The organism is Amycolatopsis sp. NPDC058278 (assembly GCF_042881395.1).
Lineage (GTDB): Bacteria > Actinomycetota > Actinomycetes > Mycobacteriales > Pseudonocardiaceae > Amycolatopsis.
On the sequence record NZ_JBHVXZ010000029.1, the window covers coordinates 16,115 to 29,621 of the forward strand.

14 protein-coding genes are annotated in these 13,507 nt (G+C 71.7%); 8 read left to right on the forward strand and 6 right to left on the reverse strand.

Translation table 11 applies throughout. The features are described from left to right. Positions 1–175 precede the first annotated feature (175 nt). The 3 genes from nhaA to ACFVYA_RS17450 all read left to right on the forward strand — a co-directional run bounded on the left by nhaA (position 176) and on the right by ACFVYA_RS17450 (position 2,906). Positions 176–1,354: a Na+/H+ antiporter NhaA gene (nhaA, locus tag ACFVYA_RS17440; protein WP_387046071.1), complete on the forward strand. Its 1,179-nt coding sequence runs from the start codon at positions 176–178 to the stop codon at positions 1,352–1,354. A 128-nt stretch (positions 1,355–1,482) separates the two neighbouring features. Then, positions 1,483–1,974: a phage holin family protein gene (locus ACFVYA_RS17445; protein ID WP_387046073.1), complete on the forward strand. Its 492-nt coding sequence runs from the start codon at positions 1,483–1,485 to the stop codon at positions 1,972–1,974. A gap of 5 nt (positions 1,975–1,979) precedes the next feature. Next, positions 1,980–2,906 (forward strand): alpha/beta fold hydrolase, encoded by a 927-nt coding sequence (locus ACFVYA_RS17450; protein WP_285987022.1) that lies wholly within the window; start codon positions 1,980–1,982, stop codon positions 2,904–2,906. Here ACFVYA_RS17450 and ACFVYA_RS17455 read toward each other — a convergent pair. After that, the gene (locus ACFVYA_RS17455) at positions 2,893–3,981 is read right to left on the reverse strand and encodes an FAD-dependent monooxygenase (protein ID WP_387046076.1); all 1,089 of its coding nucleotides are present in this window, start codon (positions 3,979–3,981) and stop codon (positions 2,893–2,895) included. The two genes, ACFVYA_RS17450 and ACFVYA_RS17455, sit on opposite strands and share 14 nt — an antisense overlap. Positions 3,982–4,090: 109 nt before the next feature. On the opposite strand from ACFVYA_RS17455, the gene ACFVYA_RS17460 reads away from it, so the two are divergent. Continuing rightward, entirely contained in the window at positions 4,091–4,972 is an 882-nt protein-coding gene (locus ACFVYA_RS17460; protein WP_387046078.1) for a GntR family transcriptional regulator, read from the forward strand. On the opposite strand, the gene ACFVYA_RS17465 is transcribed toward ACFVYA_RS17460, so the two are convergent. Genes ACFVYA_RS17465 through nth form a run of 4 tightly spaced genes read right to left on the reverse strand, consistent with a single transcriptional unit; the run spans position 4,969 to position 8,129 of the window. Next, on the reverse strand, positions 4,969–6,153 hold the full coding sequence (locus ACFVYA_RS17465; RefSeq protein ID WP_387046080.1) for a MarP family serine protease: 1,185 nt from the start codon (positions 6,151–6,153) through the stop codon (positions 4,969–4,971). The genes ACFVYA_RS17460 and ACFVYA_RS17465 overlap by 4 nt on opposite strands. Positions 6,154–6,157: 4 nt before the next feature. After that, positions 6,158–6,853: an NUDIX hydrolase gene (locus tag ACFVYA_RS17470; RefSeq protein ID WP_387046083.1), complete on the reverse strand. Its 696-nt coding sequence runs from the start codon at positions 6,851–6,853 to the stop codon at positions 6,158–6,160. Beyond that, complete coding sequence (locus ACFVYA_RS17475; RefSeq protein ID WP_285987027.1) at positions 6,850–7,449, reverse strand: TlpA disulfide reductase family protein; 600 nt, start codon at positions 7,447–7,449, stop codon at positions 6,850–6,852. Before ACFVYA_RS17475 ends, ACFVYA_RS17470 begins: the two co-directional genes overlap by 4 nt. After that, positions 7,446–8,129 (reverse strand): endonuclease III, encoded by a 684-nt coding sequence (gene nth, locus ACFVYA_RS17480; RefSeq protein WP_285987028.1) that lies wholly within the window; start codon positions 8,127–8,129, stop codon positions 7,446–7,448. The genes ACFVYA_RS17475 and nth overlap by 4 nt, the downstream gene beginning before the upstream one ends. A gap of 226 nt (positions 8,130–8,355) precedes the next feature. Here nth and ACFVYA_RS17485 point away from each other — a divergent pair, with 226 nt between their 5' ends. The 4 genes from ACFVYA_RS17485 to ACFVYA_RS17500 all read left to right on the forward strand — a co-directional run bounded on the left by ACFVYA_RS17485 (position 8,356) and on the right by ACFVYA_RS17500 (position 12,208). Continuing rightward, positions 8,356–8,607, forward strand: a complete 252-nt coding sequence (locus tag ACFVYA_RS17485) for a hypothetical protein (protein ID WP_013230551.1) — start codon at positions 8,356–8,358, stop codon at positions 8,605–8,607. 149 nt (positions 8,608–8,756) lie between these two features. Then, entirely contained in the window at positions 8,757–9,431 is a 675-nt protein-coding gene (locus ACFVYA_RS17490; protein ID WP_003081747.1) for a Crp/Fnr family transcriptional regulator, read from the forward strand. Positions 9,432–9,852: 421 nt separating this feature from the next. Next, complete coding sequence (locus ACFVYA_RS17495; protein ID WP_387046086.1) at positions 9,853–11,106, forward strand: MFS transporter; 1,254 nt, start codon at positions 9,853–9,855, stop codon at positions 11,104–11,106. 40 nt (positions 11,107–11,146) lie between these two features. Beyond that, a complete protein-coding gene (locus ACFVYA_RS17500; RefSeq protein WP_387046088.1) occupies positions 11,147–12,208 on the forward strand; it encodes a DNA polymerase III subunit beta in 1,062 nt (353 codons plus the stop codon). 276 nt (positions 12,209–12,484) lie between these two features. Here ACFVYA_RS17500 and ACFVYA_RS17505 read toward each other — a convergent pair whose 3' ends face one another. Then, positions 12,485–13,450 carry an Lrp/AsnC family transcriptional regulator gene (locus ACFVYA_RS17505; protein WP_387046091.1) on the reverse strand — a complete coding sequence of 322 codons (966 nt, stop codon included), beginning with the start codon at positions 13,448–13,450 and terminating at the stop codon, positions 12,485–12,487. Positions 13,451–13,507: the final 57 nt, after the last annotated feature.

A 13,507-nucleotide genomic window follows, 5' to 3' on the forward strand; every position in this document is an offset into this window, starting at 1 on the left:
TGTCCTGGGGACTTCGTTGTCGATTGGCATGTTATGAGCCCACCGCGTGACCCACCACCGGCACGACGTGTGGCGGCGGTCATGACAATGCGTGACAAAGAGCCGGTAAACTGGACCGAGGTGCGCCGGGAAGTCTGGTCGGCAACAGTGATCAGCGACCCCTGGAGCCGCCCCGATGACCCGCCCGTTCAGCGAATTCGCCCGCTACCTGCGCACCGAGACGACCGGCGGGCTCATCCTGCTCGGCGCGACGGCGGTGGCGCTGCTCTGGGCCAACTCGCCGCTGCGGGACAGCTACCACGCACTGCGCGACTTCCGGCTCGGCCCGGAGTTCCTCCACCTGAACCTGACGGTCGGCGACTGGGCGAAGGACGGCCTGCTCGCCCTGTTCTTCTTCGTCGCCGGGCTGGAGCTCAAGCGCGAGCTCGTCATCGGCGAGCTGTCGCGCTTCAAGCAGGCGGTCCTGCCGGTCGTCGCCGCGATCGGCGGCATGGCCGTACCCGCGCTCGTCGCGCTGGCCGTCGGCTGGGGGACGCCGGGCATCGAGCGGGCCTGGGCCATCCCCGTCGCCACGGACATCGCGTTCGCGCTCGGCGTGCTGGCGCTGACCGCGTCGAACCTGCCGTCGAGCGCCCGCGTCTTCCTGCTTTCCCTGGCCGTGGTGGACGACCTCGGCGCGATCGTCGTCATCGCCGTGCTGTTCACGTCGGGCTTCGACCTGGTCGCGGTGGCCGTCGCCGTCGTCGCGCTCGCGCTGTACGCGTTCCTGCAGCACCGCCGGGTCCGGACGCCGTGGCTGTACGTCCCCTTGGCGCTGATCACCTGGGTGGCGGTGCACTCGGCGGGCATCCACGCCACGATCGCCGGCGTCGCGCTGGGCCTGCTCACCCGCGTCCGCGCCGACGAGGGCGAGGCGGAGGCGCCCGCGCTACGGCTCGAGCACCGGCTCCAGCCGTGGTCGGCGGCCGTCGCCGTGCCGGTGTTCGCGTTGTTCGCGGCCGGGATCTCGGTCAGCGGCGACTCGCTCGGCAAGGTCTTCACGACGGCGTTGCCGCTCGCGGTGCTCGCCGGGCTGCTCGGCGGCAAGGTCGTCGGCATCCTCGGGGCCAGCCTGCTCGCCGTGAAGCTGCGCGCGGCGGAGAAGCCACGCGGAATGGGCTGGCGGGACATGGCCGCGTTGTCCGTGCTCGGCGGGGTCGGGTTCACCGTGAGCCTGCTGATCGCGGAGCTGTCGCTGCCGGAAGGCACCAGTGAGCTGGCGAAGGCCGCGGTGCTGATCGCGTCGGCGGTGGCGTCCCTGCTGGGCGCGGCGTTGCTCCTCCGGCGCAGCCGGGCGCACGCCCAAGTGGAGTGATCTCGCGACACTGTGACCTCTGGGGCCAAGCCCCAGACCCCAGCCGGGGGCGAGCCCCCTGGACCCCCAATAGCGGCTGAAGGCTACGCCGCCGCGCCCGGTAAAGGGACACATGGCACGATGACCCGGTGAGCAGCCCCAAGCACGAACGCACCGGCCCCGACGGCGTGGGGGCCGTGCCTTACCTCCCGCTGTCCTCCGCTTCCGACATCCCCGGCGACCAGTCGCTCGGCCGCCTGGTCGGCGACGCGACCCAGCACATCTCGACCCTGGTCAGGGCCGAGATGGAACTGGCGAAGTCCGAGCTCGTCGGCGAGGTGAAGAAGGGCCTCAAGGGGGCCGTCTTCTTCCTGATCGCGCTGACGGTCTTCCTGTACAGCACCTTCTTCCTGTTCTTCTTCGCGGCCGAGGGGCTGGCCGAGTGGGTGCGCTACCGCTGGATCGCCTTCGGCATCGTGTTCTTCCTGATCCTGATCGTCGCGGGCGTGGCCGGGTTCCTCGGCTACCGCAAGGTGAAGAAGTTCAAGGCACCGGAGCGGACCATCGCCAGCGTCAAGGAGACCGCCGCCGCGCTCAAGCCGCAGCGCGCGCCCGAAGCCGGCTTGACCACGCGCGACTGAAGTCGTTGCACGCGTCCCCCGACCCGTCGATCGTCCGGCTCGACGGCCCGTGGGTGCACCGCGACCTGTCCGCGAACGGCATCCGCCTGCACGTCGCCGAGCTCGGCGACGGGCCGGTCGTGGTGCTGCTGCACGGGTTCGCCGAGTTCTGGTGGACCTGGCACCACCAGCTGCCGGCACTGGCCGACGCCGGGTTCCGCGCGGTCGCCGTCGACCTGCGCGGCTACGGCGACTCGGACAAGCCGCCCCGCGGCTACGACGCGTGGACGCTCGCCGGTGACGTCGGCGGGCTGATCAAGTCGCTCGGAGCGCGCCGCGCCCACCTCGTCGGGCACGCCTGGGGCGGCATGCTCGCCTGGACGGTCGCGGCGCTGCACCCGCGGCTGGTGTCCTCGGTGACGGCGATCGGTGCCGCCCACCCGCTCGCCCTGCGCTCGGGCGCGGCCCGCCCGTGGCGCGGCCAGGGCCGCGCGGCCGGGCACCTCTTCCGCTTCCAGGTGCCGATGGCTCCGGAGAAGTGGCTGGTGAAGGACGACGCCCAAGCCGTCGAGGACCTGTTCGGCGGCTGGGCCGGCCGTCGCTGGCGGTCCACTTCGGACTTCACCGGCAGTGTCGAGGCGTTCCGCCAGGCGATGCTCGTGCCCGGGGTCGCGCACAGCGCGCTCGAGTACTACCGGTGGGCGTTCCGCGCCCAGTTCCGCGGCGAGGGCCGCCGGTTCACCGACGCCGTCGGCGCCCGGATCGCCGCGCCGACGCTGCAGCTCCACGGCGCCGACGACACCTGCATCCTCCCGGAGACGGCGACGTCGTCGACGCGCTGGGCGGGCCCGCACGCCGAGCCGGAGATCTGGCCGGACGTCGGGCACTTCCCCCACCTCGAGGTGCCGGACCGCACGTCGGCGGCCCTGGCGGGCTTCCTCAAGCGAGACTGATGGCGTTCTTCGCCCGCTCGACCGACTCCTCCGACGCCGGTCCTTCGGGATTTTCGGTGGCCAGCGCCTGGTTGAGCGCGACGAAGGGCCGCATCCGCCGTTCGTAGGCCGCGAAGGCCGCATCGTGGGTGGCCCGATCCAGTTCCTGTGCGAGGACGTACGCGCCGACCAGCGCGAGGCTCGTCCCCTGGCCGGACAGCGCCGAGGCGCAGTAGCCGGCGTCGCCGACCAGCACGACCCGGCCGGCCGACCAGCGGTCGAGGTGGATCTGGGCCATGGCGTCGAAGTAGAAGACGTCGGCGGCGGCCATGGCTTCGAGGAGCTTCGGGACTTCCCAGCCGACGCCGCCGAGCCGCTCGGCGATCAGCCGCTTCTGCTCCGGGACGGCCATCCGCGGCAGCGGTTCCGAGCCGAAGCCGAGGGTCACGCGGAGCTCGGTGTTGTCCCGGACGGGATAGGCCACGCCCCCGGTGTGCTCGTGCCGGAACCAGACCTGCCAGTCCTCGAGGCCCAGGAAGTTGGCCGTCGGGAAGATCGCCAGGTACTGCCCGAGGTGGCGGGTGAAGTCCTCCTCCGGGCCGAAGGCCAGCCGCCGCACCGCCGAGTGCAGGCCGTCCGCCCCGACGACCACGTCGAACGTCCGGGAGCCGCCGCGCTCGAAGCCGACGCGCACGCCGTGCGCCTCGTCGGTCAGGGCGGTGATCGAGTCGCCGAAGACGTACTCGACGCCGGGCGCCTCCAGCAGCATCGCGACGACGTCGTCGCGCAGGATTTCGAAGTCGGCGCTGTCCAGCCGTCCGCTGGTGAAGGTGTGCTCCTCCGACCGGAACAGCTCGTGGCCGTCGCCGTCCACCAAGGACATCCCGCGCATCCGGGTGCGCAGTGCGCGCATCCGGTCGCCGAGCCCCAGCTCGTCGACGACGTCGAGGGCGACGCCGCGCACGTCGATCGCCTGGCCGCCGGTGCGCGGGCCGGGCGCCCGGTCCACCACGGTCACCGCCCAGCCCGAACGGGCCAAGAGCCGGGCCAGGGTGCCGCCGGCCACACCGGCGCCGGAGATCAGGACGTTCCGCATGGTTTCCTCCAGAGTCGTACGCTTGTACGCTCCACTGTGGAGAATGAACTGCTCGCAGGCTATTTCTGTACTAGTACAGATGGCCGTCTGTACTAGGTCAGGAGACGTCGTGAAGTACGTGGCCATCGCCGACGCACTGCGGGAGCGGATCGTGCGCGGCGACCTCCCGCCGGGTGCCCGGGTGCCCTCGACCCGGCGGCTCGCGGCCGACCACGGGGTCGCGATGGCGACCGCGGCGAAGGCGCTCGCCCAGCTGAGCCAGGAAGGCCTCGTCCGTGCCGAACCGCGGTCCGGCACGGTCGTCGCCGACCGGGACCGCCGCGGCGCTCAGCGAGGGCTGACCCGCGAGCAGCTCGTGCGGACCGCCGTCGCCATCGCCGACACCGAGGGCCTCGGCGCCCTGTCCATGCGCGGCGTCGCCGCCCGGCTCGGGGTCGCGGCGATGGCGCCGTACCGGTACGTGCGGGGCAAGGACGAGCTGGTGCTGCTCATGGCCGACGCCGCGTTCGGCGAGCGCGGTTATCCCGCGAAGCCGTCCGGCGACTGGCGCGAACGGCTGACGCTCGGCGGCCGGACGCTCTGGGCGCTCTTCCGGCGGCACCCGTGGCTGGCTCAGCTGGGGCCGATCACCCGGCCGCTGCCCCTGCCCAACCTCGGCATGCACGGCGAATGGGCGCTGACGGCGTTGTCCGAGCTCGGCGTCGACGCGGCGGCGCTGTGCGACCTGCACGTCCTGTTCTTCAGCTACGTCCAGGGCCTCGCGATCCACCTCGAACGCGAGCAGCACGCGCTGGCTTCATCCGGGCTGTCCGAGGACCAGTGGATGGACCGCCAGCTCCCCTCGATGGGGCCGATGACCACGGGGCGCCCGGTGTTCGCCGAGATGCTCCGCGAACTCGAGCGGACCGGCTATGACCTGGTCTTGGACAACATCTTCGAGTCGGGCATGCGGGCCCTGCTGGACGGTCTTGCGCTGCGCTTCGGGCGTTAGGCCGCGCAGGAGCCGGTGGACACGTTCGTCGTCTGGGACGGCGCCGCGTCGACTTCGGCGCGCACCTGCTCGGCCGTCAGCGTGAAGCCGGTCTCCGGGTCCTCCACCGCCGCACCGAAGACGACGCCGATGACCTTGCCGTCCGGGGTCACCATCGGGCCGCCGGAGTTGCCGCTGCGGATCTCGGCGCGGACCGTGAAGACGTCCCGCTGCACGGTGTTCGCCTCGTAGATGTCCGGGCCGCGCAGGTTGATCCGGCCGCGCACGCGCGCCGGCGTCGCCCGGTACGGGCCGTCAAGCGGGTAACCGAGCACGACCGCGCTGTCGCCCGCCCCCGCCGTCTCCGGCGCGAACGGGAGCGGCTCGGCCTTCAGCCGCGGTACCGCGAGCACCGCGATGTCGACCTCCGGGTCGAAGTAGACGACGCGCGCGGGGTAGTCGCCTTGGGTCGTCTCGATGCCGACGGTGTCGGTACCGGCCACGACGTGCGCGTTCGTCATCACCCGCTGCGGCGCGATCACGAATCCGCTGCCTTCGAGCGAGCGCGAGCACGAACTCGCGCTGCCGCGGATCTTGACCACGCTGCCGTGCAACTGCTGGACGATCCCACTGCTCTGCAGCGCCGGGTCCGGCGGCGAGGTGTCCGCCGTCGGCGCCTTCTGGAACGGGTCCACGATGGAGGGGAAGCCGGACGCGTCGAGCAGCTTGCGCAGCTGGCTCGGGAAGCCCTGGGCGGCCTCCGGCATGGTGTCGTTGACCTTGCCGAGCACCACCGAGTTGTTGATCGCCTTGGCCAGCCACGGCGCGCCGGACACGGCCGTCAGCGGCGTCGCGATCAGCCACGCCACCACGAACACGACCAGGGCCTGCACGACCGCGCCGAGCGTCTTGTCGATGCCGGAGAGCTTGTCCGGGTTGATCTTCTGCCGCAGCCGGCGGCCCACGTAGACGCCGATCGCCTCGCCGAAGGCGACCAGGAAGACCACGGTCGCCACCGCGAAGGCGACCTTCCAGACCGGGTCGTCGAAGAACGAGACCACGACCGGCGCGAGCTTGATCCCGGCGACCGCCCCGAGCACGACGCCGACCAGCGACGGCAGCGCGATGATCACACCCTGGTATGCGCCGGACACCGCCGCCAGCACGGCCAGCAGCAGCACCACGACATCGACCCAGTTCACCGCGTCACCCTTCCAACACTCGCGCTTGGAACGCGGCCAGCGCCTCGTCGAGGTCCCGGACGTCGCCCGGGTCCCATTCGCGCTCCCAGCCTCCCAGGCTCAGGAGAACCGACAGCAGCCCGGCGGTGAACCCCCACACGAACAGGCCGCCGACCTCGAAGGCCGGCCCCTTCCAGGGCATGCCCTTCTTCTGCACCGTGAACCGGTTGGCCGGGTCGACCAGGTCGGCGATGGCGACGCGCGCGACCGACGCCGTCTCGGCCGGGTCGACCGCGTGCACCGGCGACGGTTCCGCCCAGTGCGCCAGCACCGGCGTCACGGCGAACCCGGACACGGGCACGAACAGTTCTGGCAGCACTGCGATCGGCCGGACGCCGGAGGGGACCACGCCGGTCTCTTCTTCGGCCTCGCGCAGCGCGGTCCCGACCGGGCCGCCGTCGCCATCCTCGGCGCCGCCGCCGGGGAAGGCGACCTGGCCGGCGTGCGAGCCCAGCGTGTCGGCGCGGCGCTGCAGCAGGATGTCCGGCTCGCCGTCGGCTTCGCGCTCGCCGAAGAGGATGAGCACCGCGGCGGGACGCGGGTAGGCGTCTTCGGGTGGGCTGAACCGCGTGAACGTCTTGGCGTCGACCTCGCCGCTCACCTTGACCAGCGGCCGGAGCCACTCGGGAACCGACTCGGGTTCGACCAGTGGTCCGATCACCTTGCCCCCTCGACTGCCGCGCGCACCTGGTCAGTGTTCACGAACGAGCGAGGATTCGCGATGAACCGCACCACACCGCCGGCGGTGACCAAGTAGGACGCCGGGAGCGCCGAAGGCACCTTCAGCGCGGCCCGGACCGGGCCGGTCTGCCCGTTGCCGTCGTACACCGAGGGCAGGTGCACGCCCAGCTTCGCCAGCAGGTCCAGGCCGTCCTTCGCCGGGCTCTGCACCTGGACGCCGAGCACGCGCACGGCACCCGGCCGCTGCGCGTACTCCTGCAACACGGGCAGCTCGGTCCGGCACGGCTCGCACCACGACGCCCACACGTTGACCAGCACCGGAGCACCGGCGAGGGCCTTGCCGACGTCAACGCGCACGCCGTCGCCGAGGCACTCCGCCGTGACGCCTTCGAGCTGCTTCACCGGCTGCGCCGGCCCCGGTGCCGGGCACGGCTGGAGCGCCGCCGCGGCCCGGGCGGGCGCAAGGTCCTCCGACGGCTTCGCGGCCGGGTCGTCACCTCCGCGCGGCAGCAGCGCGACGAGCAGCGCCACCGCCAGCACGGCGGCGGCCAACGCCCACTTGGTGACTCTCGTCACCGAGGCGCAGCCATGGCCAGGATGTGGTCCTTCTCGACGCCTTTGACCAGCTTCGCGGCTTCGTCGAACCCGGTCGGGCCGGTGCCGTACGACGGGCAGTCCCTGGCCAGCGGGCAGGCGCCGCAGGCCGGCTTCTTGGCGTGGCAGACGCGGCGGCCGTGGAAGATCACCCGGTGCGAGAGCATCGTCCACTCCTTGCGGGGGATCAGCTCGCCGATCGCGTGCTCGACCTTGACCGGGTCCTCCTCCGCCGTCCAGCCCCAGCGCCGGACCAGCCGGCCGAAGTGGGTGTCGACGGTGATGCCCGGGACGTCGAAAGCGTTGCCGAGGACGACGTTGGCGGTCTTGCGGCCGACGCCGGGCAGGGTGACCAGGTCTTCGAGCTTGGCCGGGACCTCGCCGTCGAAGCGCTCGACCAGCGCCGCGCCCAGGCCCATCACCGAGTTCGCCTTCGCCCGGTAGAAGCCGGTGCTCCGGAGGTACTCCTCCAGCTCGGTGCGGTCGGCACCCGCGTAGTCGGCGGCGGTCCGGTAGCGCTTGAAGAGCGCGGGCGTGACGAGGTTCACCCGGACGTCGGTGGTCTGCGCGGACAGCACGACCGCGACCAGCAGTTCCAGTGGCGTGGTGAAGTCGAGCTCGCAGTGGGCGTCCGGATACACGTCGTCGAGGCAACGCTTCATCCGCCTGGCGCGTCTCACCAGAGCTAACCGGCTTTCACCAGCGCCCTCACGGGGGGCGTTCGTGGTGGCAGGTGGCACCCCGATAGCCTACGGGCGCCGTCGGACGAGCCGGGCACTGCACCGGTGGACGACCGACACGCCAGAGCACCACCTCGGCGCGTTTTCCGGCCGCCATGAGCGAGGATCTGGAGTACATGCTTCTCACTGAGTGTTTCGGGGTCCGGTCATGACCGTCTGGTTCGTCATCCTGGTCCCCTTGGTCATCATGTTCTTCGCGCTGTTCATGGAGCGGGTGGAGAGCAGGCTCAAGCACGTCGCGGTGCAGGAGAACGAGGTCGAAGAGTTCCTCGAGCAGGCGCAGCCCAACGAGGTCAGGGCGCTCTACGGGCACGGCATCGGCCGCGCGCTGGAGCTGTTCCGGCTGCGTAGGCTGGGCGGACGGGCAGCCAGGCTACGCGCGCGTCGTGTGCGGAGTTAGGCTCCACGTTCGAACGAGATCGTTTCCGCCGTGCGCGAGTCCGGCGAGCGATCTCGGGAGTACGCCCTAGACTGACGCGCAAGTGATCGGCGTCACGCTCCTCCAGGCACGGGGGAGCGTGATCGTTTCTCGACGAGGAGGCACCCGAGGTGGACGAAACCCTGGCCCGTGCGGGCATTTTCCAGGGTGTGGAGCCGGCAGCGGCGGAGGCGCTGGCCCAGACCTTGGAATCCGTGGAGTTCCCCCGCGGCCATGTCATCTTCAACGAGGGTGAACCCGGCGACAAGCTGTACATCATCCAGTCCGGCAAGGTGAAGATCGGCCGCAAGTCCCCGGACGGCCGCGAGAACCTGCTGGGCATCTTCGGCCCGTCCGACATGTTCGGCGAGCTGTCCATCTTCGACCCCGGCCCCCGGACGTCGAGCGCGACCACGGTCACCGAGGTCCGCGCGGTCACCATGGACCGCCCGGCGCTGCGGCAGTGGATCTCGACCCGCCCGGAGATCGCCGAGCAGCTGCTGCGCGTCGTCGCGCGCCGGCTGCGCCGGACGAACAACATGGTCGCCGAACTGATCTTCACCGACGTCCCGGGCCGCGTGGCGCGGGCGCTGCTGCAGCTCGCGCAGCGGTTCGGCAGCCAAGAGGCCGGCCTGCTGCGGGTCACGCACGACCTGACCCAGGAAGAGATCGCCCAGTACGTCGGGGCGTCGCGCGAGACCGTCAACAAGGCGCTCGCCGACTTCGCCCACCGTGGCTGGCTGCGGCTCGAGGGCAAGAGCGTGCTGATCCTCGACCCGGAGCGCCTGGCCCGCCGGGCCCGCTGAGTCCGTTACGTCGAAGGCCTCCTCACCCCGGCGGGTGAGGAGGCCTTCTTCATGACGCACAACAAAGAGCCGGGCGCCACCCCCGACGTGGCGCACCGGCTCTTCGTTGTTGCGCGGACCATCCCCCGACGATCCGCGCTCCCCGCCCTCCGGGCCAGGCCCCGACCCGTGTGCCGGAGGGAGCTGGGTTTTTCTGTGCTGTTGTTCAACCATCACGGCCCATACCCACGAATTCAAGGCCATTCACTCTCAAGGACGCCGCCTGGGCCGTTTCGTTGCAGGAGTCCACGGAGAATATCGTGAGTGTTACCTGATCGAGATCTCTTGCGCCGAGCACAAGATCTACGGCCAGTCTGCCGGTGACGCACCTGACCGTCAAATAACTGGTACTGACGTACCAGTCTGCGGCATACTCGTACGCGTGTCCCAGTCTGTGTCGAACCACGAAAGCCGCACGTCTCTCGCCGACTACCGGACCGCGCTGACGACCCGGGCGGTCCGGTGGCCCGTCGTCGCGGCCGTGCTCGCCCGCCTGCCGATCGCCATGATCGGCATCTCGGCCCTGCTCTACGTCCAGCGCGAGACGGGTTCCTTCGCCGTCGCCGGGCTCGTCTCGGCCGGTTCACTCGTCGGTGTTTCGGCGGGTGCGGTGGTGCAGGGCAGGCTGATCGACCGGTTCGGGCCGACGCGGCCGCTGCTCACCGTCTCGGTCCTGCTGGCGCTGTCGATGAGCGCGCTGGTCACGGCCATCGAGTCGCACGCCGCGACCGCCGTGCTGGTCTCGCTCGGCGCCCTCACCGGGCTGACCGAGCCGATGGTCGGGTCGGCGTCGCGGGCGCTGTGGGGACGGCTGCTCCCGCCGGGCGGCCCGCGCAACGCCGCCTACTCGTACGAGGCGATCAGCATGGAGGTCTTCTTCATCCTCGGCCCCGGCGTGGCCGGGCTGCTGGTCATGGCGCCGTGGGCGGGCACCGGCCTGGTGCTCGGGGTGGCGCTGCAGTTCACCGGCGCGGTGCTGTTCGCCCTGAGCCCGGCCGTGCGGGCGTGGGGCCCTGTTCCGGGTTCTTCGAAGTCACTGCTGGGCGCACTGGCCAGCCCGGGCATGCGCACGCTGGCCATCGCCGCACTGGGCTTCGGCGTCGTGATCGGGTTCGTCGAGGTCGCCGTGCCGGCCTCGGCCACCGAAGCGGGCCACGCGTCCGTGGGTGGCCTGCTGCTGTCGGCGTGGTCGCTGAGCTCGGTCGCGTTCGGCGTCGCCTACAGCCTGCGGCCGTGGCCACGCCGGCTGGGCCTGCGGCTGCCGGTCCTGCTCGGCGGGTTCGGTGCGCTGGTCGCGCTGCTCGCGTGGCCGTCCTCGCTGTGGGGCCTGGCGCTGATGATGCTGCTGGCGGGCGCGTTGATCACACCGCAGTCGACGGCCCACTCGACGGCGATCGAGGTGGTCGCGCCGGCCGGGACCGCGGCCGAAGCGTTCGGCTGGGTGCTCACGGCCGTGACGCTGGGGCTGGCGGCCGGCCAGTCGATCAGCGGGTACGTCGTCGAGCACGCCGGCCCGGGCGCGGCCTTCCTGGCGGCGAGTGTGGCCGGGCTGGTGCTCGCGCTGGTCGTGTGGCTGCTGCGCGGCACGGTCCGCGCGGCCCCGTCCGCTCCGGTTCCCGAGCTGGTCAACGCGTAGTCCGGCGGTTTTTGTCGGTGCCGGCCGCTAGCTTGCCGGCATGGACGTCACCGCGCCTGCCCACCGCCTCTCGGCGGCCGTCTCCGCCGCGTCACGCCTGCTGCCCGCCCGCGCCGGTCTGCGGTTGGCGGCGGACGCGGCCGGGCTGACGGTCGCCGGGGTGGCCTCGGACCTCGCCGTCCGGTTCGGCTGTCCGGCGACCACGCACACCGACGGCTCGGTCGTCATCCCCGCGGCCCCGCTGGCGGAGACGCTGAAGGTGCTGGACACGGAACTGGTCCGCCTGGTCGTCGAAGGCACGCGCCTGGCGTTGCGGCTGGACAACGCCCGGTTCGCGCTACCGCTGTTGTCCGAATCCGGTCTTGCTCCGGACCCACCGGCCCAGGTGTCCGAAGTGGACGGAGCGGCGTTCGCCTCGGCGTTGCGGGTCGTCGCGGGCACGGCGGCGAAGGACGACCCGCTGCCGCTGTTCACCGGCGTCCGCGTGCAGGCCGCCGGTGATCGGCTGACGTTGACGGCGTCCGACCGCTATCGGATGGCGGTCGCCCGGCTGCCCCTGTCCTCGCCGGGCAACTTGGACGTCCTGGTCCCGGCGGCCCTGCTGTCGGAAGCGGCCCGGCAGGCGCGTGGGAAGGTGGGCCTGCACGTGGGCCCGGGCCGGTTCGGGGTGAGCTGGCACGGAGGCCTGGTCGCGACGGCGGTCCTCGACGCGGGCTTCCTGTCGGAGGACTCGATCCCCTCGGGCACGGTGGACACAACGGTGTCGCTGCAGGCGGACGCCTTGGTGGCGGCGGTCCGTCGCGTGGGGGTGTACGCGGAGGACAGGCGAGTCCTGACTCTGGAGGTCGGCGACACCCAGGTCCGGTTGGCAAGCGCCCGGCAGGACACGGGCGAGGCGGAGGAGACGCTGAAGGCCGACGTCAGCGGCGGCCGGACGTCGCCGTCGTTCCAGGCCCGGTACCTGCTGGACGCGTTGGCGGCGTTCGCGGGCGAACGGGTGGTGCTGTCGATCCAGCCGGGGATGCGGGCGTGCATCCTGCGGGCTGCGGAGCCTGGGGAGGTGGAGCTGACGTACTACCTGATGCCGATGCTGCCGCGATAGGTCAGCCGATTCCGAGCAGTTCTGCCTAGGTCTCTGCCAGGCCGGACTTCCGGCTCGGGTCGTTCCCGGAAGCCGGCGATGGACACCGGACGATGGACTCGCCGGGTTCGAGGATCTTCGGCAAAGCCGGACGACCATCGCCGAGTGGATGAGGTCGTTGACCCGCCCGGCGTGCTGCCACCCCGGACAGGAACGACCGGATCTGCTCTTCGTTGCCGTCCATCACCTTCGACAGTTCCCGGTTGATCGTCTTCCACAGGCAGTGCGTCGCCCGCGCTACACCGGCTCCAGCGTGCCGAAGCGCTTCAGCGTCCGGATCATCGGCGCCGTCTCCACCTGCTGCACTCCCGGCAGCCCGCCCAGGTCGTCGGCCAAATACGAATACAACGCCGCGTCGTCGCGGCAGCCCACGTTCGCCACCAGGTTGGCCGGGCCCGTCGTGGCCGCCGCGAATGCCACCTGGGGGTGGCCCGCCAGTGCGCGGCCCGCCGACTCCAATGCCGATGGCGCCACCGTCAGCCAGAGCGTCGCCGTCAGGGGGTAGCCGAGCAGGGCCGCGTCCACCTCCACGTCGAAGTACACCGCTCCCGATGCGCGCAACGCCTCCAGGCGACGGCGGACCGTCGACTCCGAACGTCCGCAGGCCGTCGCCAATGTCGACATATCGGCTCGGGCGTCGTGGGCCAGGGCGGCCAGCAAGGCCGCGTCCTCCGGCTCCGGCCGGTAGGGGCCGCCCGAAGGGATACGGCGCAGCGAAGACACCTCCGAAGCCGACAGCGCGCCGGCGCGGCCCGGCCAGCCCGCCGGGCCGCCCGCGAAACGGCGCAGCAGCCGGTACGCCGTCATCGACACCACCCGGGGCGTTCTCGGCAGCTGACCCAGCAACAAGCCGTCCGCCTGCTCCCGCAGCGGCGCCCGGACGAAGCACACGATCTCCGTCCCGCCGGACATCAGGCTCACCCACTGCGTGTCGTCGCGGCGGGCCAGTCCCGCCGCGATCGCCGCCGCCGCGTCGGGGACGCAGCGCAGCCGCACCAGCCAGTGGACCTGGCCCAGCGGTGCCGCCTCCGGCACGCCGACCACCCGCAGCACCCCGGCCGACCGCAGCTTCCGGTACCGGCGCGCGATCGTCTGGTCCGAGACACCCAGCACCGCCGCGATGGTGCTGAACGACGCCCGGCCGTCCAGCTGCAGCGCGTGCGCCAGGCGACGGTCGAGGTCGTCGAGCAGGCCGGATTCCACCAGATCAGCCTTGGTGATGTCGGATTTCGTGCACGATCTCGTCGTGGATGGAACGCC